Origin of the sequence: Polynucleobacter sp. Nonnen-W13, from assembly GCF_018881735.1 — a bacterium.
GTDB lineage: Bacteria > Pseudomonadota > Gammaproteobacteria > Burkholderiales > Burkholderiaceae > Polynucleobacter.
Window position 1 is genome coordinate 414,393 of record NZ_JACVPU010000002.1, and the last position, 22,011, is coordinate 436,403.

The following is a 22,011-nucleotide window of genomic DNA, read 5'->3' on the forward strand; positions in this document are numbered from 1 at the left end:
AGATAAAAAAATACTTTATATTAAATTCCATGTCCAGCATAAAAGTACTCAAGAATTTTTTAGCTATTTCTCGCCATAAGAGCGTGGCAGCCGCCGCACGCGAAATAGGCCTTACGGCTGCTGCTGCAGGACAGCAATTACAGCAACTAGAGGCCGATATTGGAGTAGAGTTATTTGATAGAACCAAACGCTCCATGACCCTTAATCACCATGGTAGATCCTTGGTTGAACCAATTCAGGAAATCATTGCGCGCTATGAGATGCTAGGATCGGGCCTTAAGTCTGAACTCAGTGGCACTATTGTCCTGGGCGCACTAGTCTCAACCTTAATGGGCGCCTTTGGAAATACCTTAAATGAGCTCAAGCAGAACTACCCAGAACTTGAAATTAAACTCATTGCCGGTCTTTCTAGCAACTTTCTAGAGCAAATAATTGAAGGTAGTTTAGATGCAGCAATAGTGACTGAGTCACCCTATGCATTACCCCAGAATGTTCAATGGACCGAGCTTTATACAGAGCCCATGATTGTGATTTACCCCGCAAGAAAAAATAAAAAAGGGTTTGCGCCAAAAGAGCTGGCTAGCGAATTTCCGTTTATCCGTTTTGAGCGAAACACTTGGACTGGCCATCTCGTAGATCAAACTATTCGGGCAAATAAATTAAACATTAAAGAGGGCATGGAGCTCAATTCAGTAGAGGCGATCATTGAGCTTGTAAGGCAGGGGCTTGGGTATTCCATTGTTCCCAAGCTAGCTAACGTCTCTTGGGAAAACGACCGCCAACTAAAGATATCCGAACTACCTGGAAAAACAATTTACCGAAAAGTTGGCTTATTAGAGCGAAAAAATAATAGTCGCAAAAATATTACTCAAGCAATCAAGCAGCACTTTTTATCCGGTCTATAGCGCCTCTCTGTAGAGAGCAGCAGCATCTGCAAGTTGAATTTCTCGTGGGCTATTCATCAAAAGACGGGTTTGCAACATAGCATCTTTCGCCAGTTGATCTATGTCCTTTTCAGCAATCCCAACATCTCTTAAGCGCGTATGTAGTCCCAATTCTCCAGCCAGAGAGCCCAGATAATCTACCAGTTGCTCGGCTTGTTGCATGGTTGAGCCTTGCAAACCAGGCTTGATAATCTGCCCAAGCTCGGCATACATCGCATGCGCCACCTTTAAATTGAAGCGCATCACTGGGGCCAGCACCAGAGAATTCGAGAGTCCATGGGGCACATGAAATCTTGCCCCTATTGGATAAGCCAAAGCATGTACTCCAGCGACTGGTGCATTGGTAAATGCCATTCCACCTAAACATGCTCCGAGCAGCATATTTTCCCGAGCTTCAATATCTCCCCCAGTGAAGACTGCACGATGCAGGTTTTTCGACAGCAATTGCAGCGCTTCTTTTGCAAGGCAATCGGCTATCGGATTTTTTAAATGCTTCGTTGTAAATGCCTCAATTGCATGCACCATCGCATCAATTCCAGTTGCTGCAGTGACATGCGCAGGAAGACCCAATGTTAATTCAGCATCTAAAAGCGCAAGGTCCGGCAATAGATGTGGAGACAGGACACCCTTCTTTTCACTCTCACTTACTGTCACTACCGAACTTTTAGTCACCTCTGATCCGGTGCCTGCGGTGGTAGGTACCAATATCAAAGGTAGCCTTGGCCCCTTAGCATTGCCGATACCGTAGATATCAGCTAACTTCTCATGGCCCAGTGATAGCAATGCAACTAGTTTTGCCACATCCATTGAACTTCCACCGCCAAAGCCCACAATGCAATCAACCTGATAGTCTTGCGCCGCCTTGACTGCCGCCTCAATGATTGAAACTGATGGATCAGCCTGAACTTCTGAAAAAATATGCACCGGAATATGCAGCGCCTCAAATTGAGGCAGCGCTTTTTCCAACAATCCTGCAGCAAGAACACCGGGGTCCGTAACAATCAAGACTTTGCTAGCGCCCTGTTTTCGAGTCATTTTTGCCAACTCGGTAGACCCTCCCCGCTGAACTAAGATGGACCGAGTCGAATGAAAATCAAATTGCATACGCAATCCTTTGGTAATAATTTAAAGCAATCAGCAGTGTTATTAGAATGGCTTCAGCAAAACCTTTGCAGCAGCAGTCTTACCAGCATGCAAATCCATAAATGCTTGGGGGCCATCATCTAAAGATCGCTTTTCTACCCAAGACAAATCTCCGAAAGCATTACGAGCCAGCAAATTGACTGTGGCCTGCAAATCAACCGTTGAGTAGGTATAAGTTCCTAATAGCGTAATCTCTGCGAGAGTTAATTTACGCATATCAATTTCGCTTGACCAGTCCTGTAGGCCGACATGCATGATCACGCCGCCAGGCTTGATAGCAGCCATAGCAGTATTGCGAGTGACAGCAGCACCAACACAGTCCATCACAAATTCATAGGCATTCTCAGTTATCTTCTCTTCAACTGGGTTGTAGGTTTTACAAGCAGCGTGGAGTTCAACTGCTTTTCTTCGTAATGGATTTACTTCAGCGACAGTCAAATCACCGACCCCGTAGTGCTTTAGAAGCAAGGCCGCCAACATACCAATCGCTCCACCGCCGATGATTAAGACGCGGCACTCCTGAATTGGTCGCTCAAGCGCACGCATCGATAAATTAATCGCATGAACCGCTGTTGCTGCTGGCTCAGTAAGCGCTGCTGCATCCAAAGAAAGGCCCTCTGGAATAGCAATCAAGGTACTTGCCGGAATACTCATGTACTCCGCAAATGCTCCCGGCCTAGTCATCCCCACCATCGTGCGGTTGGCACATAAATTATTTCTACCCTGCAAACAAAACTCACAAGAGCCACAGGTAATGAGCGGATTTCCTGTCACTCTTTGACCAGTAGAAAATAATGGGGTGCAAGCCTCTGCTATTGTTCCAGCAAATTCGTGCCCCAACACAAGGCCTGGCTTTCTTCTGGGGTCATGCCCATGAAAAGCATGCATATCACTACCGCAAATTCCAACCGACTCAATTTTTAAAATAACTTCTCCATCAGCCAAGATGGGATGTGGTCGATCTAAGATTTGCATCTCATTAGGTTGCGTATAAACCAAGGCTTTCATAGCTCTCTCCTTAGGATGCGGTGTAACCACCATCCAGCATGATAGTTTGACCAGTGATGTATGAGGATGCGTCGCTGGCTAAAAATATTGCCAAGCCATCGACATCTTTAATTTCCCCATTGCGACCAATAGCCGTTTTACTTGCGTGCATTTTGACTAGCTCTGGATCACCAAAGACTGGCGCAGTTAATGCGGTTGGGAAAAAACCGGGGCCAATAGCATTACAAGTAATACCAAATTTTGACCACTCCTGCGCAATCGCACGAGTCAACTGCACTATTCCACCCTTGCCTGCACCATAGGGAGCACTGTTTCCAAATGCTCTAAAGCTTTGCAGAGAGGCAATATTAATAATGCGCCCCCACTGCTGGGTTTTCATTTGGGGAGCTAAGGCCTGCGTCAAAAAAAATGGGGCGCCTAGGTGGACATTCAATTGCTCTTGCCAGCTTTTCGGAGAGACCACTGCAAATGGCTCGCGCAAATTCATACCAGCAGCGTTCACTAAAATATCGACCTTGCCCAACTTATTCAATACCTTCTGGGATAACTCTGTCGACTCCTCAAGCACACTGAGGTCAGCTCCAAACCAAGTCACCTCAACACCTTGCTTACCAAGACGCTTAGCAGCTGCAAGCAACTGCCCTTCTCTACGAGCTGCGATAGCAATCTTGGCACCAGCCAGACCGAGTGCCAAGGCGATACCCTCACCCAATCCACTACTACCGCCTGTAATGAGGGCAGTTTTTCCCTGCAAACTAAAGAGCTGATTGATCTTCATACTCATACTTCCACCGGTGTTCCAAGATCAAACGTTTCATTCGGGAAATACTTTTCCAAACGATCGTCGGCAGTCCGGGCATGTGCCTCCATGCCCTCTAGACGACTGATCCTAGCAGTCACCAAGGCCATCTCCTTGCTACCTTCGCGAGTCATCTTCTGCCAGGTGAGGGTTTTCATAAACTTATGAACCGATAGTCCACCCGAGTATCTAGCGGCACCTTTAGTAGGTAGAACATGATTTGGTCCACTAGTCTTGTCACCAAATGCGACGGTGGTCTCTTCACCCAAAAATAGCGATCCATAACAAGTCAAGTTACTTAACCACCAATCTAAATCTTTTGCATGTACCTCTAAATGCTCGCTGGCATATTTGTCCGATACCTGAGCCACCTCTTCGCGAGAACTGCAGACGATCACCTCGCCATAGTCACGCCAAGCACAAGCTGCCGCATCTTTTGCGGTAGGCGGCAATAAATCAATCATTTGCGGCACCAATTGCATCACTTCATGCGCTAGTTTTTCTGAAGTTGTAAATAGCCAAGCAGGGGATTCATGGCCATGTTCTGCTTGCCCCACGAGATCGCTGGCAACAATCTTAGGATCAGCCGTTTCGTCAGCAATAATGCCTATCTCAGATGGGCCAGCAAAAACATCAATACCCACCTTACCGAAAAGCGTACGTTTGGCTTCTGCAACAAATTTATTCCCAGGGCCTACAACAACGTCAGCAGGCTTTCCAGTGAATAGCCCGTAAGCCATAGTAGCAATCGCCTGAACGCCCCCTAAAGTCATAATTACATTGGCACCGGCGGCCTTAAAGGCATAAAGCACATAGGGGTGCATCCCCCCTCCACGAAATGGACTGGAGCAGGCAATAATATTTTTTACACCAGCAGCTTTTGCAGTAGCAACCGTCATATAGGCTGATGCGATATGGGCATATCGACCAGAAGGCGCATAGCATCCAACCACATTTACCGGCAACACCACTTGACCAGCTGTAACACCAGGATGCAAGGTTGTTGAAAAATTCTGAATACTATTTTTTTGAGCAATCGCGAAGTCGTAAACCTGCTTCACCGCAAAATCAATATCTTTCTTAACGTGATCAGGGACTTGTGACAGAGCTGCATTGATAGCTTCATCAGACATCACTATTTCACCAGACCATTTATCGAGCTTGGAGGCATATTCTTTAACGGCTATCTCACCACTCTTCTCAATATTCGCCAGCATTTCAGTCACTACTTGCTGCGCAGTGGATGTTTCAGTTTCTGGCGTCTTCGCAGCTTTTTTTAAATAGTTTGTAGACATTTTTTAACCTTCATTTTGTAAGCGCTTACAGATTGTTTTCTAAAAAATGAGGTTTCCCCCATTTTTTAGATTTACCAACTAACTACTACTTACTGTTATTTGCAAACTCTCGGAGTTTCTTGTCTGCGTTGACCATTTTCATAAACTCGTCAGTAATATATTCATTAGCTGGCGGAATAGTTTGAATGGCTCCAGTAGATTGCATAAATGCGGCTATGGAATTAAACCAACCGTCAACTTGTGAGGGCCCTTTAGAGCTGTCCATAATCTTCATTTCACCAGCAAGATCAAAAGTTGGACGAGTATCGAACTCTTTCTTCATTGATGCTTCAGAAATCGTTACGCCACCCTGCTCATAAAACTTTTTCATCATGGCAATAGCCTGTGGCTTATTAGCATTCATCCACTTCCAGGTACGCAAATAAATTGCCAAGAATTTAGCCACATTTTGTGGATTTTCTTTTGCATAATCACCACGCACAATCAAGGCTCCGGGTACGATTGCCCCGCCGTCTTTGCCGCTACAAATTACCTTAGCACCAGCCTTTTCTTCTAAGGTATAGATATTAGGTGCCCATACGCCACCAAAATCTGCGTTACCTGATGACATCGCAGAAATAATCTCGCCCTGGCCCATATTTTTAATGGTGACATCGGTTTTAGATAAACCATACTTCTTCAAGCAAGATTGGACAGCATAATCACCAGTCGAGTTGCCTGTAAGAACAATCGTCTGTCCTTTGAGTGACTGCGGATTCGCAGCAAAGGCTTCAGCAGCTTTTGGAGTTGCTAATAAAGCATTCCCCATGGACTCGTCATTAGAAAGTCCAATAGTCTTAATTCCGAAGCGCACATAGCCCAATACCGCCGGCACTGATCCAGTACCCCCTACATCCCAAGACTTTGAGGCGGAAGCAGCAATTTGAGGCACTCCGGCTGGAAAAGTACTGAATTCAGGCTTGAGGCCTAGCTCAGCCCACCAATTTTTCTCAGTTGCCACATAAAATGGCAACGCCCAATAAAGCGCAGGCTGATAACTCACCTTAATTTCCGTTAAGGCAGGCTTTGCTTGCGCCTGTACATGACTAATACTGACTGCCGTTAGGACAGTTACCCCCAAGATACTTGCTAATGTTTTTTTAAATTGCATTTTTGTCTCCCTCGTTATTTACCAAAATGAATTAATGATCAACGCCTAGGTTTTGCTCCCGTAACAACTTCCAAATCTGACTACGTAACTGCACAAACGAACTTAAATCCATTACATCCTCAATACGTGTATGGGTATCCCAGCCCTCTTGTTCACGAATAGGCTTAATTTCAATTACATCCCGAATCAGACCAGGCCTTCGCGACATCACCACTACACGATCCGCGAGATATACCGCCTCTTCAACTGCATGCGTAATAAATAAAACCGTTTTAGGATTTTTACGAGCAAGCCTTACGAGCTCTTCCTGCATCACTACTCGTGTTTGCGCATCCAATGCACCGAACGGCTCATCCATCAAAAGCACCTCAGGCTCGAGCACATAAGCGCGTGCAATGGCGACGCGTTGTTGCATGCCACCAGATAATTGATGGGGATAAGCCTTCTCATAACCCTCTAAACCCATTAAGGAAATCAATCGGGCCGTCTTATCGCGCTTTTCTTCAGCACCCATACTCATCGACTTCAAGCCAAACTCAATATTCTCTTGAACTGTCTTCCAGGGAAATAAGGCAAATTGCTGAAAAACAACTGCGCGATCGGGACCCGGACCTTTTACTTCTTTGCCGCCAACCAGAACACGCCCCTTAGTCGGCATCTCTAAGCCAGCCACCATACGCATGCAAGTAGTTTTACCGCAACCAGATGGTCCAACAATCGCCACGAACTCCTTGTCTTTCACTACCAAGTCAATACCGCCCACGGCCAAAAACTCTTTACCGCCTTGCTTGAAGCTTCTCTCCACGGAATCAAAAACAATATCTGCCATAAATTAAATTTCTTTATAGTGAACAGCAAACTTTTCGGCTTGCCTTAAAAGTACATCAATCAATAAACCGATCAGTCCAATTGCGATCATGCCGCTCATCACAATATCTGTTTGGATACTTGCCTGACCTTTAACCATCATGTAGCCCACCCCGCTAGATGCCACGATCAGTTCAGCACCCACTAAGGATTGCCATCCCAGTCCCGCAGAAATCCTTAGCCCAGCAATAATGGATGGAATGGCCGCAGGAAATAAAACCTCTGTCATCAAACGTAACTTGCCTGCCCCCAGCATTTTTGCAGCTTCAAGATATTTTTTATCGACGTGAATAGCGCCACGGTAGGCGTTAATTAATACCGGTGGAAATGCCCCCATAAAAATCACTAAGACAGGGCCACCAATACCCGTTCCAAACCAAAGCGCTGCAAATGGAACCCAAGCAATTGGCGCCACAAAACGAATGCTTTCAAAAAACGGGGTAATGAGTTGATTTGCAAACCGAGATAAAGCCATTAATAGACCAAGTGGCACGCCAATAACAACAGCCAACACGAAGCCGTACAGGAATCGTTGAAAACTAGAAGTAATATGCGTAAATAGCGTGTACCCAGAAAAGGGTTCTTGCATTAGATGAATGAATTTAAAAAGAACCTCATGAGGCATTGGTAGAAATTGCTTAGGCACAAGACCTAACATGGCTGAAAGATACCAAAACCCAATAAAACTAGCGACACCTAATCCAGTCCAAAATACAAATGCACCCTGGTTCAAACGCTCTTGGTGTGCCATCATGCTCTCCAAGGCATTGCAATGCGCTCAGCCTTAGCCAAAATCTGCGTCATTAACCATCCAGAAATTGCAACGCTAATCATGCCAACCAAAATCATAGCGGGATTGATATCTTGTGCCGCCTGATTCAAGATTGAGCCCAAGCCCAGTGTGGCGCCCACTAATTCCGCAGCAACTAAGGTAGTCCATGAAGCTTGAAGTGAGAGTCTTAATCCCGTAAAAATAAGTGGCAAAGCTCCAGGAATCAAAACCTCACGGTAATAAGCAAAGCGGCTAATCCCCAGCATAGCCGCCGCTTCACGCTGCGGAACTTCAATCGACCTCACACCGGTAAAACTATTAATAACAGCTGGCACAAAAGCAGCCACAAAGATCACCATGACCTTAGCTGAATTACCCAATCCCAGCCAAACAATTGCCAATGGTATCCATGCCAGAGGAGGAATAGGTCTTAAGGTTAAAAAGATAGGGTTTACAAAAGCTTCAACTTTTTTATTGGCCCCCATCAAAATTCCCAGCAGAATTCCCAAAGAAGAGGACACCAGAAATCCCGTGGTAACTAAGAGCATGCTTTGCAAGACATGCTGATACAAGTTGCCGTTGCCGTACCCCTGCAGCGCAATAATCCTGAATGAATTCCAGGTCTCGATTGGTGTAGGAAATCTCGCGCTCGATATAGCACCCGTCCATTCGGTCAGTCCAAACCAAACGAAAAGCAAAAGACCAAAAAATAAAAAGAGGGAAAAAATTCTGCTAAAAATTTCTAATTCCTTATAGAATCTCTAAAAATGTAAGCGCTTTCACAACTACCTTTAATTTACCAGCAATATAAAATCTGTATACACACTTGTTTAAGTATTTACCCGAACTAATGATAAAAAATCTATGAGCACGGTCACGATCCATGATGTTGCATCTGCAGCAAAAGTTTCTACTGCAACTGTATCGCGAGCCTTAAATCGCCCAGAAACCGTCAGCATCGCACTGAGGGAAAAAATTAACAGTGTTATTAAAAGATTGGGTTATATCCCCAACGCTGGAGCGCGCTCCCTGATGCTTAAGCGCTCAGGGACAATCGGTGCGATCGTGCCTACGCTTGATAACGCTATTTTTGCTCAAGGTCTTGCAGAGTTTCAGAAGCAATTGAATCAAGCCGGATATCAACTTTTAGTTTCAAGCACGAATTACGACCCCGTCATTGAATCAACCCAGATCAATAACCTCCTAGCGCGAGGAGTCGAAGGAGTGGTTCTTTTTGGGACCAGTCAGGAAAGAGACGCCCTCAAGCTATTAAAAACTCGGAATATTCCCTATATTCATGTTGGCTCGCTTTCAACCCCTTTTAATGGATTTGCATCAGGGTTTGATAATAAAGAGGCCATCAAGCTAGGTGTTAAGCACCTCCTGGAAATGGGGCATAAACATTTCGGCATCCTGACAGGCATTACCGCTGATAATGATCGCGCAAAAGATCGAGTCTTGGGAGTTCTAGAATTACTAGCTCAGAAAAAAATTTCCCTCAAACCTGAGTTGATCGTGGAATGTCACTACGAGCTGCAGGAAGCAAGGCTAGGATTGAAAAAGCTGCTATTGTCCGATCCCAAAATTACCGCCATTATTTGCGGGCAGGACGTACTTGCCCTAGGGGCGCTGCTTGAAGCTCAAAACCAAAACATTAAAGTTCCCAAGGATCTATCGATTATTGGCTTTGATGATCTAGAAATATCCAGGCACATATTGCCAAGCCTAACTACCATAAACATTGATGCAATTAGCATGTGGGCTCAGGCAGCCAATCATTTAATTTCGCAAATCAATGGCGTTAAAAATTTACCAAAAAAGATTAAGACTGGAGTTCATCTGGTAATCCGCGGATCAACAGCTACCGCTCCAAAATACAAGAAAATATAAGCTAAAGAAAAAACCACCCCGTAGGGTGGTTGAAAAAAATTCATGGAGGTACTACCTAAGAATGAACAACAACTTCATCGTATTCCATTGAAAGGCTCTCCCAATTTCGTATTGCTTACATAATGTGCGTGATGCCTCATATTGGTGCAATGGACGTTGGGGCTCAAGCTCCTACCGCTTGCAGGGATACTTTGCCCTAAAGAATCGGATCAGCGTCTTAGCTGCACGCTCTTGATTGAATTGGGGATTATTTTGATTCCAAGCCAAGAACTCCTGGAGAATAACTTCTCTTGTGCCAGCTTCCGATGAGAAACAAATACTCGGCTTTTGTTTTGCATTTCGGTTAGCAAGGTAGGCCTGATAAACGCCCTCACCAAAGCCAAAGCAAAAGTTCTGCGCATCCGCATCATTGAGGTTTTTGCATAGCTCAACCAATGCAGCAGTAGAGGCATCATTCTTTGGAAGCTCAGACTGAGCAAAAGTGTTTGCCTGCAACAGCAAGAATGCACTAATGATGAGTGAGATTATCCGAAATAGTTTCATAGTGTCTTCTTTATAAATTAGCGCCTAAATCCACCCATGCGGCCAGCACCAAAACCACCACGCCCACCAAATCGGTCATCATTCATTCGATCAGCACGTGCTTGCTCTCGCATCGCATTTTCTTGAGCAGCCTCACGATAGGTATTTGGATTGCTACGATCCTGCTGGTAATCATTTCTTGCCTCTTGATTTAGGCGGTCAGCTTGAGAGCGCTCTTGTGGCGTAGCATTTTTTTGAAAGGCATTATCAGCTCTCTGTCCAGCCGCTCTTGCCGCTTGTCGATCTTGCGGGCTCGCATTATTTTTCCAATCATTCAACAGTCGCTGTTGGTTCTGAATGCTACTCGGACCAATCAGCCCCCTATTCGTTCTTCCAGAAGAATTTGTATTGTTCACATTAATCGTGCCATCAGACCAGCTAGGCGAAGACCAAAATGCACCACCTACTGCCATCCCAAGTCCAAAAGACATCATTCCCCAGGCGGGGTTGTAAGCGGGATATGGCGGGTAATCTGGATAAGGCCAAGCGCCATAAACAACGGTGGGGTTATAGCTCGGCACGTAGACCACTTGAGTATTGGCGGGGCCAATTAATACGTTCGAGTTAGCGTCAGTGCTCACTGTAATTTGCTGATTTGACTTGAGAGTTCCAGCTTGAACGGCGCGTTTGCGTAAAACCTGCACCGCCTTCATCGTATCTGCTGGCTGTAGCTTGTAGGCATTGCCCAAATTTTGAGTCCACTGCAACTTACTACCCATCATATTGAATGCTTGCGGGAATGAGATCAGCGACTTCACGCTATCGTTCCACGATTGCACTTTGAGAGCATCTTGCAATGCAGCGCCATTTAGACTGGAGTTGCTATTACGCCAGTTATAGGCTTCAGCCATCTCTAGTGGATAAGTTGATGCCAATAGCATCAAGGACAGCAAGGAGTCTGGGTATAAGGCAATCGGAGAGAGTAAGGACTGCAACTGCTCTGATGAAATCAACTGCGGTGAACTGTTATAGCCACCACTTTGGGTATAGGATTGTGGATAGTCGATATTTTGATAGGGATCACTATTATTTGAACAAGCACTCAAGAGCGCTGTAAGCCCAATCAAATATCCTGCTTTATTCTGAATATTCATACACTCATTAATCCTCTTGTAGTTCTAGAGTGTAATACCGAGCCAGAAATTAGTGATTTTCTTTAGCGTGGTTAATGGAGTATTTCGGGATCTCAATGACTAGGTCCTGGCGCGCCACAATAGCCTGACAAGATAAGCGAGACTGGGGATTGAGGCCCCATGCACGGTCTAACAAATCTTCTTCATTCTCATCGGGCTCATTCAGACTCTGATAGCCCTCTTTCACAATCACGTGGCAAGTTGTGCAAGCACAGACCATATCGCAGGCATGTTCAATCGGAATATGGTTTTCTAGCAAGGCCTCACAAACGGAGGTGCCTGGAGTCACTTCAAGCACCGCACCTTCAGGGCAATACTCGCTATGGGGTAGAACAACGATCTGAGTCATTTGGGTAATTTTCTTTTCTTAGATTTCTGCAACATTCTTACCGGCCAAAGCCCTCTTAATGCTGGCATTCATGCGCTTTTGGGCAAACTCGTCGGTAGCCTTAGCGGCATGATCGACTGCTTTTCTGAGAATGGCGCTATCAGTTTCTTCTGTAAGCAACTTTTGCAAGACGGCCATTTCTTGATCAATCTCAGCCTGCTCTTGAGAATTCAATAATTCACGATCAGAATCTAAAGCAGTTTGTACAGCATCTAATAAACGCTGCGCATTCACTTGCTCTTCACGCAAAGATCTTGAAAGGAGGTCTATTTTGGCTGAGGCAAAACCATCTTGCAGCATGCGGGCAATCTCAGCATCAGTCAGACCATAGGATGGCTTAATATCTATTGAGGCTTGGACACCTGAACCCTGCTCCATGGCGCTTACAGAGAGCAATCCATCTGCATCTACTTGATAGGTCACGCGTATACGGGCAGCACCAGCAGCCATTGGCGGGATGCCACGCAATTCAAACTTACCTAAAGAGCGACAGTCTTGTGCTAACTCCCTCTCACCCTGCACTACCTGAATTGCTAAAGCAGTTTGGCCATCTTTAAAGGTCGTAAAATCCTGAGCACGCGCTACCGGAATAGGTGTATTGCGCGGAATAATTTTTTCTACCAAGCCACCCATGGTTTCAACGCCAAGAGATAGTGGAATGACATCTAAGAGGAGCCACTCATCATCCTTGCTTTGATTGCCAGCAAGTAAGTCAGCCTGCATTGCAGCGCCTAAAGCAACAACCTGATCTGGATTGAGATTATTTAAGGGTTTAGTGCCGAAGAGCTCGCCCACCGCACGTTGCACATGAGGCATACGAGTTGCCCCACCAACCATCACGACGCCTTTGACTTCATCAGTCTTAAGACCTGCATCGCGCAAGGCTTTCTTCACGGCAAGCAAAGTCTTGTTGATTAAGTTTTGCGTGATTTCAAAAAACTGCGCCTGGCTTACTCCCACATTAATCACAGTGCCATCAGCAAGAGTTTCATGAACACGTGCTAATGGGTTATGACTCAATTGCTCTTTAGCATGTCTGCAAGAGAGTAGGAGCTTGCGGTGATCCTGAATCGAGAGTGGTGAAAGCTTAGCTTGCTCAATCACCCAACAATAAAGACGATGATCAAAATCATCACCTCCCAAAGCAGAATCGCCGCCGGTAGAGAGTACTTCAAATACACCTCTGCTCATACGCAAAATGGAGATATCAAAAGTGCCGCCACCTAAATCGTAAACCGCGTAGATGCCCTCGGAGGCATTATCTAAACCATAGGCAATGGCAGCAGCAGTAGGCTCATTGAGCAGACGTAAAACTTCAATGCCTGCCAACTTCGCAGCATCTTTAGTTGCTTGACGCTGTGCATCATCAAAATAAGCGGGCACGGTAATCACCGCACCAACGATGTCGTCATTGACTGAGTCTTCTGCCAACTGGCGCAAGCACGCCAAAATTTCTGCTGAAACTTCAATGGGGCTCTTGTCACCTGCTACCGTTTTGATCTTTAACATCCCAGGCTCGTCAACGAAGTCGTAGGGAGTGCTTTCGATATTCTCTACATCAACAATACCCCGGCCCATGAAACGTTTCACAGAAACAATCGTATTTTTGGGATCAGAGACAATACTTTCGGCAGCCTCGAAGCCGGCTTGGGTTCTACCATTTGGGAGATAACGCACCACAGAAGGAAGTAACTCGCGCCCTTCTGAATCAGGAAGAACCTTAGGTAAGGCATCCCGCACAATTGCGACCAAGGAGTTAGTGGTACCCAAGTCAATGCCTACCGCAATCCGACGTTGATGCGGAGCAAGTGATTTACCAGGTTCGGAGATTTGTAATAAGGCCATGGGGTCTAGAGTGTAAAGCTATACCAAAGCTGAGATAGCATCATCTAGCTCTAGCGCAAACTTATCAATAAAAAGCAGACCTCTAAGCAACTCAGCTGCGCGCTCATAGTTCTGAGCTCCATCGATAGCCTGTGTAATTTCTACCAAGATATCTCGTTTAGCTTGATCAACCTCTTCAGCTAGAGCTTCGAGAGCACCGAGATCCTCATCTTGATCTTCGAGACTTTCACGCCATTCCATTTGCTTCATCAGAAAAGCAGCTGGCATGGCCGTATTGGTCTCAAGACGCGCATCCACTTTGTGGAGTTGGCAAAGGTAGAGCCCACGCTGAATGGGATTTTTCAAGGTTTGAAATGCAGTATTTGCCAGGGTAGCCATTTGCATTGCCAACCTTTGCTCGGTATCGCTACCGCGAGCATGGCGATCAGGATGCACTTCTTTTTGGATCGCTAAATAAGCTTGATCCAATGCAGACAAATCTAGGTTGAATTGCTGTTCTAAACCAAAGAAACGAAAGTAATTGTCAGACGCGGAAGGATTCACCACAACCACACTCATCTTTTACATTCGGGTTTTGGAACTTAAAGCCTTCGTTCAAACCTTCGCGTACAAAGTCTAATTCGGTGCCATCTAAATAGGCTAAGCTCTTAGGATCAATAAAGATGGTGATGCCATTAGATTCAAATTTCACATCTTCGGGAGCGGCCTCATCCACATATTCCAATTGATAGGCCAAGCCTGAGCAACCAGTAGTGCGAACACCTAAGCGTAAGCCGCAACCTTTTCCACGCTTATCTAAATTGCGCTGAACATGTTTCGCTGCTTTGTCGGTTAAGGAAATTGCCATGATGAAAGCCTTTTTATCTTTACAGGGCCGGATGCTTTTCTTTGTAATCAGCCACTGCTGCCTTGATGGCATCTTCAGCCAAGATAGAGCAGTGAATTTTTACTGGTGGCAAAGCCAACTCTTCAGCAATCAAGGAGTTCTTAATCTCTAAGGCCTGATCCAAGGTTTTGCCTTTAACCCACTCAGTGACTAATGAGGAGGATGCAATTGCAGAACCGCAACCATAGGTCTTGAACTTGGCATCTTCAATCACGCCCTGATCGTTTACACGAATCTGTAGCTTCATCACGTCACCACACGCAGGTGCGCCGACCATGCCGGTACCTACTTGGTCATCGCCTTTTTCAAAAGAACCCACATTGCGGGGATTTTCATAATGATCAATTACTTTATCGCTATATGCCATGGTATTTTCTCGCTATCTCTTTTATCTTTAATCTTGCTTCAATATATTTAATAACTCTTAGTGAGCTGCCCACTGGATGGTGCTGAGGTCAATACCATCCTTAAACATTTCCCATAAAGGTGAAAGTTCACGTAACTTTGCAATCTTCTCTTTAACCAATTTGATCGTGAAATCCACTTCTTCTTCAGTAGTAAAGCGTCCCAAAGTAAAACGAATTGAGCTGTGTGCTAATTCATCATTACGACCAAGAGCGCGCAATACATAAGAAGGCTCTAAGGATGCTGAAGTACATGCAGAACCAGAGGAAATGGCCAGGTCTTTCAAGGCCATCAACATCGACTCGCCCTCAACATAGTTAAAGCTGATGTTGAGGTTATGTGGAACACGATGATCCATGTCTCCGTTTACATAAACCTCTTCAATATCCTTCAAGCCATTTAGCAAGCGATCACGTAAAGCACGGATGCGAGCATTGCCCGAGGTCATCTCAAGGCGTGCGATACGGAAAGCTTCGCCCAAACCAACGATTTGATGGACAGCTAATGTGCCAGAACGCATACCGCGCTCATGACCGCCACCATGAATCTGCGCCTCAATACGAATCCGGGGCTTACGACGCACAAATAAGGCGCCGATACCTTTAGGGCCATAGGTCTTATGAGCAGAAAAGCTCATTAAATCCACTTTAGTTTTCTCTAAATCAATTTCAACTTTGCCAGTAGCTTGCGCTGCATCCACATGAAAAATTACACCACGTGAGCGGCATAGCTCCCCAATACGTGGAATGTCTTGGATCACGCCAATCTCGTTATTGACATACATCACTGACAACAAAATAGTGTCTGGCTTCATTGCCGCTTCTAGCTGAGCGAAATCAATCAGACCATTTGGCAGAACATCTAAGTAAGTCACTTCAAAACCTTCGCGCTCAAGCTCGCGACAAGTATCTAAAGTAGCCTTGTGTTCAGTCTTCACCGTAATGATGTGATTGCCACGATCTTTGTAAAAGTGCGCTGCACCCTTAAGCGCCAAATTAATACTTTCAGTTGCGCCACTAGTAAATACGATCTCCCTTGGGTCGGCATGCACTAACTGGGCGACTTCTGAACGCGCCCACTCAACTGCTTCCTCTGCAGCCCATCCGTAGGCATGGCTACGAGATGCAGCATTACCAAATTGCTCGCGCAAGTAAGGCAACATCTTATCTACCACGCGCGGATCAATCGGAGTAGTAGCCGAATAGTCCATATAAACCGGAAAATGCTTAGGACTAAACATCGGTATTGACTGCTGGGGAATGTCTTGTGGTGCGTTCATTTTTTGCTTATCGATTAACAGGTAAAGAGATTGATCTCTTGGATTAACTTTGCCGAGCTAGATTAAAAACAGAATTCACAAGAGGACGCTTCGGGGCATCTTCTTTCTTTGCTGCGACTGCTGGCGCTAGCTTTTCTGCCTTAACACTGTCAGCCTTGATTTTCTTGGGGCGTAAATCATGCAATACGATTCCGCGTCCAGATTGCTGGTGTACCAAGTCTCGTAATGACACGGAACTAAGGTATTCCACCATCTTGGCATTGAGGTTTGACCAAAGATCATGAGTCATGCAATGACCTTGATTTTCTTCATCGGTATGACAGTTGCCCTTACCGCCACATTGCGTTGCGTCCAGAGGCTCGTCTACGGCCACAATAATGTCGGCTACGCTAATTTCCTCAGATTTACGGGCTAGGGTGTAACCACCGCCAGGACCTCGAGTACTTTCAACGATATTGAAACGGCGTAACTTGCCGAATAGTTGCTCTAAATAAGAGAGGGAGATCTTTTGTCTTTGGCTAATTCCAGCCAAAGTTACAGGCCCGTGCGTCTCACGCAGGGCTAAATCGATCATTGCGGTTACTGCAAAACGGCCTTTAGTTGTAAGTCTCATATGTCACCTTGGTAATGGATTGTTATGGACAGCTAACAGTCGGGCGGGTAATACCCGACCATTCCGCTCAACTTTACCATATACCCCACTAAATTGCTCAGGCATTAACCCCTCAACTTTAAATGGCGTCCCGGGAACGCGCCCCAAATGCCATTTCCTTCACCTTAGTCAATCTATCGCGGGTAGATGCAGCCTTTTCAAACTCCAAATTCTTAGCCTCAGAGTTCATTTGCTTCTCTAAGCGCTTGATTTCACTCGCTAAATCCTTCTCACTCATATCCTCATAGCGTGCCCGCTCCTGCTCAACTTGCATCTCAGAGCGCTTCTCTTTAACGTCATAGACCCCATCAATGATGTCTTTAATACGCTTTTTAACGCCCCGTGGCTCAATACCATTAGCCTTATTGAAAGCAATTTGTTTGGTGCGGCGGCGCTCTGTTTCGCCCATTGCCCGCTTCATGGAATCGGTAATGCGGTCAGCATACAAAATCGCCTTACCTTTGACGTTTCGTGCCGCCCGACCAATGGTCTGTATCAAGCTACGCTCAGAACGCAAAAAGCCCTCTTTATCTGCATCCAAAATGGCGACTAAAGAGACCTCTGGAATATCTAGGCCCTCGCGTAATAAATTAATACCTACCAATACGTCAAAGACACCTAAACGTAAGTCACGCAGAATTTCTACTCGCTCCACTGTATCAATATCGGAGTGTACGTAGCGTACTTTTACTCCGTTATCCGATAAGTAATCCGTGAGTTGCTCAGCCATACGTTTTGTTAATACCGTTACTAAAACACGCTCATGGACTTTGACACGCTCATGAATCTGATTCAGCAGATCATCAACTTGAGTACTTGCTGGCAATACTTCGATTTCTGGATCGACTAATCCGGTTGGTCTTGCTACTTGCTCTACCACTTGTCCCGTATGCGTATTTTCGTAATCAGCCGGCGTTGCAGAGACAAACACGGTTTGACGCATCTTGGTTTCAAACTCAGTAAATTTGAGTGGGCGGTTATCCATTGCTGAAGGCAAACGGAATCCAAACTCTACTAAGGTATGTTTGCGAGACTTATCGCCGTTATACATCGCGTTGAGCTGACCTATGAGGACATGACTCTCATCTAAAAACATGAGTGCGTCATTGGGCAAGTAGTCCACCAAGGTAGGCGGCGCCTCACCAGGCATAGCGCCTGAGAGGTGGCGAGAGTAGTTCTCAATGCCCTTGCAAAAGCCCAACTCATTGAGCATCTCCAGATCAAAGCGGGTACGCTGCTCTAAACGCTGCGCTTCAACCAGCTTGCCATCTTTTACAAATTCATCTAAGCGAATGCGTAACTCTGCTTTGATGGTTTCAATCGCCTTGAGAACGGTGTCACGCGGCGTGACGTAGTGCGAGCTTGGATAGACGGTAAAGCGTGGAATCTTCTGACGAATCTTTCCAGTAAGTGGATCGAAGAATTGCAAGCTCTCAATAACATCATCAAACAGTTCAACGCGCACCGCTAATTCATTATGCTCAGCCGGAAAAATATCAATCGTGTCGCCCCGGACTCGAAAAACACCGCGCTTGAAATCGGTTTCATTACGGTCGTATTGCATCGCAATTAAGCGCATCAAAATATCGCGCTGACTCATCTTGTCGCCAGGGCGCAAAGTCATCACCATGCTGTGATAGTCACCCGGATTACCAATACCGTAAATTGCGGACACAGTGGCTACGATGATGACATCGCGCCTCTCCAACAAACTCTTGGTTGCAGACAATCGCATTTGTTCAATATGTTCATTGATTGATGAATCCTTTTCAATAAACAAATCGCGTGTCGGAACGTAGGCCTCCGGCTGGTAGTAATCGTAGTAACTAACAAAGTACTCCACCGCATTTTTAGGGAAAAATTCTCGAAACTCACTATAGAGCTGGGCAGCTAGAGTCTTGTTTGGGGCAAAAATGATGGCGGGGCGACCTGTCCTAGCGATCACATTAGCCATAGTGAAGGTCTTACCCGAGCCGGTAACACCCAACAGTGTCTGAAAGGTCAATCCATCCTCAATGCCAGCCACCAAAGCATCAATTGCGGCCGGCTGATCGCCTGCGGGCGGAAATGGCTGATAGAGCTGAAACGGGGAATCTGGGAAAGAAACGAATTTAGCTGGGTCTAAATCGTGGCCTACCTCGCCCAAAGGATCGGCTACAGGGGTTTTCTTGCTTTCGGCAACTTGGGAATTCGAGGAAGTTTTAGGCAACTTGGGGGGCATCTCAGCTATCATTTCAACTGTAAGTTTTAGTTCACAGCGAATTTTGTACAAACATCGATTTTGCCGTTTTTATTTGGAAATAGTTGAATCTAGCCTCAAAAACAGCCACTTAAAGCAAATTTAACTGAAATATCCCCTTATCCACCTTTTTTGACCATCAAATGAACCTTTTTACTTCAGTCCAGCTAGCCCCTAAAGACCCTATTTTTGGCCTCACAGAAGCCTATGTCGCCGACCAACGCGCAGACAAGGTCAACCTAGGTGTTGGCGTTTATTACACCGACGAAGGCAAGGTACCTCTTTTGAAAGCGGTGATTCAGGCTGAAGAGGCGATTGTTGCAAAGCACTCACCACGTAGCTACATTCCAATCGAAGGCCCAAATCCATACAACAGTGCAGTTCAGAACTTATTGTTCGGCACCGACTCATCCCTCATTAAAGATGGTCGCGTGGTTACTGCTGAGTGTCTTGGTGGAACTGGTGCATTGCGCGTTGGCGCTGACTTTATCAATCGCCTTAACTTAAATGCGCCTTGCGCAATTAGCAATCCAACTTGGGAAAACCACCGCGGCATTTTTGAATCCGCTGGCTTTGAAGTAGTTGAGTACACCTACTTCGATGGCAAAACCCGCGGCGTAGATTTTGATGGCATGGTGAAGTCTTTAGAGTCTTTCCCAAAATACACCACCGTATTGCTGCATGCTTGCTGCCACAATCCAACCGGTGCTGACATTACCGAAGCGCAATGGCGTCAAGTGATCGATATCTGTAAAGCAAAAGAACTCATTCCATTTTTAGACATGGCTTACCAGGGCTTTGCCGCTGGCATTGAGCAAGATGGTATTGCAGTTCGTTTGTTTGCTCAGTCTGGTATGTCGTTCTTTGTATCGAGCTCTTTCTCCAAATCGTTCTCACTGTATGGTGAGCGCGTTGGCGCTTTGTCTATCGTGACGCAAAGCAAAGATGAATCCACTCGTGTCCTCTCTCAATTGAAGCGCATAATTCGTACAAATTATTCCAATCCTCCAACTCACGGCGCTGCAATTGCTGCCGCTGTTTTGAATTCACCAGAACTCAGAAAGCTGTGGGAAGATGAATTAGCGCAGATGCGTGATCGCATTAAAGCAATGCGTCATGGTCTCGTAGAAAAATTGGCTGCTGCTGGCGTAAAGCAAGACTTTGCTTTTATTGAGGCTCAGCGTGGCATGTTCTCTTACTCTGGCTTAAGCGCTGAACAAGTTGAGCGACTACAAAAGGAAGATGGTATTTACGCCCTCTCCACAGGTCGTATTTGTGTAGCCGCCCTCAATACTAAAAATATTGATAAGGTAGCTAAAGCAATCGCTCGTGTATTAGCATAACAAGGCGTCATAAGCGGTTACACTGGATTATCAGGAGGCATCATGCTATATCAGTTACACGAATTTCAAAAAGCCTTACTTCAACCAATGAGCTCATGGGCTCGCGCTGCGTCTGAAGCTTTTATCAACGCTTCCAATCCAGCATCAAAGGTTCCGGGGTCTGAACGTCTAGCTGCAAGTTATGAACTTCTCTATCGTCTTGGTAAAGACTATAAAAAACCAGAATTTGGTATCCGCTCTGTACAGGCACATGGTCGCGAAGTAGCGATTCATGAAAGAACGATTGTTGCTAAACCATTCTGCAACCTCATTCGCTTTAAGCGCTTCTCTGACGATCTCGATGTCATCAAGAAACTGAAAGATGATCCAGTGGTGTTGGTGGTTGCACCCCTATCTGGACACCATTCCACCTTATTGCGCGATACAGTCCGCACACTCTTACAAGATCACAAGGTCTATATCACTGACTGGATTGATGCTCGCATTGTTCCTGCGGATGCTGAGGATTTTGGCCTAGATGATTACGTTCACTATATTCAAGATTTCATCCGCGCGATCGGTGCGGAGGACTTACATGTTATCTCTGTCTGTCAGCCAACAGTTCCTACCTTAGGCGCAATCTCATTGATGGCCTCGGCCGGAGAAAAAACACCGGCTTCCATGATTATGATGGGCGGCCCAATTGATGCACGCAAATCACCAACCGCTGTTAACAACTTAGCGGATCAAAAGTCTTATGACTGGTTTGAAAGTCATGTGATTTACAGAGTACCTCCAAGCTATCCTGGTGCAGGCCGCAAAGTCTATCCAGGTTTCTTACAGCACACTGGCTTTATTGCCATGAATCCACAGAACCATATGCAGTCACATTGGGACTACTTCCAAAACTTAGTCCGCGGCGATGAGCAGGACGCTGAAGCGCATATTCGTTTTTATGACGAGTACAACGCCGTGCTTGATATGGATGCGAAGTTCTACTTAGACACCATCAAAACTGTATTCCAAGACTATTCCCTGCCGAATGGTACATGGGCAGTATCTGGCGATCTAGTGAAGCCACAAGATATTAAAAAAACTGCGCTTCTCACTGTAGAAGGTGAGTTAGACGACATATCCGGTAGCGGACAAACTCGCGCAGCACATGCATTGTGTGCAGGAATTCCAAAAGCCGATAAGGATCACTACGAAGTTGCTGGCGCTGGTCACTATGGCATCTTCTCAGGTCGTCGTTGGCGCGAGAAGGTGTATCCAAAGATTAAATCGTTTATTCGTGAGCACCAAGGTGTTCAGAAGAAAACGCGTGCTAGACCTCCAAAACTAGAGGGTTCAAAGTCTGCATAAATCAGCGGCGCGACTTTCGGGTCGCGCTTCTAGTTTTAGGGCGTGCAAAT

At 45.8% G+C, this 22,011-nt stretch carries 22 protein-coding genes; 4 read left to right on the top strand and 18 right to left on the bottom strand.

From position 1 onward, the window contains the following. The first annotated feature begins 29 nt into the window (after window positions 1-29). Window positions 30-905 carry a LysR family transcriptional regulator gene (locus tag ICN27_RS07395; RefSeq protein ID WP_216269528.1) on the top strand — a complete coding sequence of 292 codons (876 nt, stop codon included), beginning with the start codon at window positions 30-32 and terminating at the stop codon, window positions 903-905. On the opposite strand, the gene ICN27_RS07400 is transcribed toward ICN27_RS07395, so the two are convergent. The 8 genes from ICN27_RS07400 to ICN27_RS07435 form a co-directional block, all read right to left on the bottom strand. After that, window positions 900-2,048 (bottom strand): iron-containing alcohol dehydrogenase, encoded by a 1,149-nt coding sequence (locus ICN27_RS07400; protein WP_216269529.1) that lies wholly within the window; start codon window positions 2,046-2,048, stop codon window positions 900-902. The genes ICN27_RS07395 and ICN27_RS07400 overlap by 6 nt on opposite strands. A 42-nt stretch (window positions 2,049-2,090) precedes the next feature. Next, window positions 2,091-3,095: a galactitol-1-phosphate 5-dehydrogenase gene (locus ICN27_RS07405; protein ID WP_216269530.1), complete on the bottom strand. Its 1,005-nt coding sequence runs from the start codon at window positions 3,093-3,095 to the stop codon at window positions 2,091-2,093. A gap of 10 nt (window positions 3,096-3,105) precedes the next feature. Beyond that, window positions 3,106-3,873 (bottom strand): SDR family NAD(P)-dependent oxidoreductase, encoded by a 768-nt coding sequence (locus tag ICN27_RS07410; RefSeq protein WP_216269722.1) that lies wholly within the window; start codon window positions 3,871-3,873, stop codon window positions 3,106-3,108. Window positions 3,874-3,875: 2 nt separating this feature from the next. Then, window positions 3,876-5,189, bottom strand: a complete 1,314-nt coding sequence (gene hisD / locus ICN27_RS07415) for a histidinol dehydrogenase (protein ID WP_216269531.1) — start codon at window positions 5,187-5,189, stop codon at window positions 3,876-3,878. Between the two features lie 85 nt (window positions 5,190-5,274). Beyond that, window positions 5,275-6,339, bottom strand: coding sequence for an ABC transporter substrate-binding protein (locus tag ICN27_RS07420; RefSeq protein WP_216269532.1), 1,065 nt, complete (start codon window positions 6,337-6,339; stop codon window positions 5,275-5,277). Window positions 6,340-6,370: 31 nt separating this feature from the next. Further along, window positions 6,371-7,168, bottom strand: coding sequence for an ABC transporter ATP-binding protein (locus ICN27_RS07425; RefSeq protein WP_215327622.1), 798 nt, complete (start codon window positions 7,166-7,168; stop codon window positions 6,371-6,373). Between the two features lie 3 nt (window positions 7,169-7,171). Beyond that, window positions 7,172-7,960 (bottom strand): ABC transporter permease, encoded by a 789-nt coding sequence (locus ICN27_RS07430; protein ID WP_255535070.1) that lies wholly within the window; start codon window positions 7,958-7,960, stop codon window positions 7,172-7,174. Further along, a complete protein-coding gene (locus ICN27_RS07435) occupies window positions 7,957-8,526 on the bottom strand; it encodes an ABC transporter permease (protein WP_255535071.1) in 570 nt (189 codons plus the stop codon). The genes ICN27_RS07430 and ICN27_RS07435 overlap by 4 nt, the downstream gene beginning before the upstream one ends. A 316-nt stretch (window positions 8,527-8,842) precedes the next feature. Between ICN27_RS07435 and ICN27_RS07440 the strand changes: the two genes are divergently transcribed. Beyond that, on the top strand, window positions 8,843-9,868 hold the full coding sequence (locus ICN27_RS07440) for a LacI family DNA-binding transcriptional regulator (protein ID WP_216269533.1): 1,026 nt from the start codon (window positions 8,843-8,845) through the stop codon (window positions 9,866-9,868). 171 nt (window positions 9,869-10,039) lie between these two features. Here ICN27_RS07440 and ICN27_RS07445 read toward each other — a convergent pair whose 3' ends face one another. The 10 genes from ICN27_RS07445 to uvrB all read right to left on the bottom strand — a co-directional run bounded on the left by ICN27_RS07445 (window position 10,040) and on the right by uvrB (window position 19,271). Next, on the bottom strand, window positions 10,040-10,411 hold the full coding sequence (locus tag ICN27_RS07445; RefSeq protein WP_216269534.1) for a Rap1a/Tai family immunity protein: 372 nt from the start codon (window positions 10,409-10,411) through the stop codon (window positions 10,040-10,042). A gap of 17 nt (window positions 10,412-10,428) precedes the next feature. After that, entirely contained in the window at window positions 10,429-11,544 is a 1,116-nt protein-coding gene (locus ICN27_RS07450; protein ID WP_216269535.1) for a DUF3300 domain-containing protein, read from the bottom strand. 49 nt (window positions 11,545-11,593) lie between these two features. Then, window positions 11,594-11,932 carry an ISC system 2Fe-2S type ferredoxin gene (gene fdx, locus ICN27_RS07455; protein WP_215307942.1) on the bottom strand — a complete coding sequence of 113 codons (339 nt, stop codon included), beginning with the start codon at window positions 11,930-11,932 and terminating at the stop codon, window positions 11,594-11,596. Between the two features lie 18 nt (window positions 11,933-11,950). Continuing rightward, window positions 11,951-13,816, bottom strand: coding sequence for a Fe-S protein assembly chaperone HscA (gene hscA / locus ICN27_RS07460; RefSeq protein WP_216269536.1), 1,866 nt, complete (start codon window positions 13,814-13,816; stop codon window positions 11,951-11,953). Between the two features lie 18 nt (window positions 13,817-13,834). Then, window positions 13,835-14,374 carry a Fe-S protein assembly co-chaperone HscB gene (hscB, locus tag ICN27_RS07465; RefSeq protein ID WP_215307946.1) on the bottom strand — a complete coding sequence of 180 codons (540 nt, stop codon included), beginning with the start codon at window positions 14,372-14,374 and terminating at the stop codon, window positions 13,835-13,837. After that, window positions 14,340-14,663, bottom strand: a complete 324-nt coding sequence (gene iscA / locus ICN27_RS07470) for an iron-sulfur cluster assembly protein IscA (protein WP_215307948.1) — start codon at window positions 14,661-14,663, stop codon at window positions 14,340-14,342. Before iscA ends, hscB begins: the two co-directional genes overlap by 35 nt. Before the next feature lie 19 nt (window positions 14,664-14,682). Beyond that, window positions 14,683-15,069: a Fe-S cluster assembly scaffold IscU gene (gene iscU / locus ICN27_RS07475; RefSeq protein WP_046330506.1), complete on the bottom strand. Its 387-nt coding sequence runs from the start codon at window positions 15,067-15,069 to the stop codon at window positions 14,683-14,685. A 57-nt stretch (window positions 15,070-15,126) separates the two neighbouring features. After that, window positions 15,127-16,386: an IscS subfamily cysteine desulfurase gene (locus tag ICN27_RS07480; RefSeq protein ID WP_370624494.1), complete on the bottom strand. Its 1,260-nt coding sequence runs from the start codon at window positions 16,384-16,386 to the stop codon at window positions 15,127-15,129. 43 nt (window positions 16,387-16,429) lie between these two features. Continuing rightward, a complete protein-coding gene (locus ICN27_RS07485) occupies window positions 16,430-16,999 on the bottom strand; it encodes a Fe-S cluster assembly transcription factor (RefSeq protein WP_215307950.1) in 570 nt (189 codons plus the stop codon). Window positions 17,000-17,117: 118 nt separating this feature from the next. Beyond that, complete coding sequence (uvrB, locus tag ICN27_RS07490) at window positions 17,118-19,271, bottom strand: excinuclease ABC subunit UvrB (RefSeq protein WP_255535072.1); 2,154 nt, start codon at window positions 19,269-19,271, stop codon at window positions 17,118-17,120. 149 nt (window positions 19,272-19,420) lie between these two features. Between uvrB and ICN27_RS07495 the strand changes: the two genes are divergently transcribed. Further along, window positions 19,421-20,620: an amino acid aminotransferase gene (locus tag ICN27_RS07495; RefSeq protein WP_216269537.1), complete on the top strand. Its 1,200-nt coding sequence runs from the start codon at window positions 19,421-19,423 to the stop codon at window positions 20,618-20,620. Between the two features lie 42 nt (window positions 20,621-20,662). Next, the gene (locus ICN27_RS07500; RefSeq protein ID WP_216269538.1) at window positions 20,663-21,961 is read left to right on the top strand and encodes a polyhydroxyalkanoate depolymerase; all 1,299 of its coding nucleotides are present in this window, start codon (window positions 20,663-20,665) and stop codon (window positions 21,959-21,961) included. The last annotated feature ends 50 nt before the right edge of the window (window positions 21,962-22,011 follow it).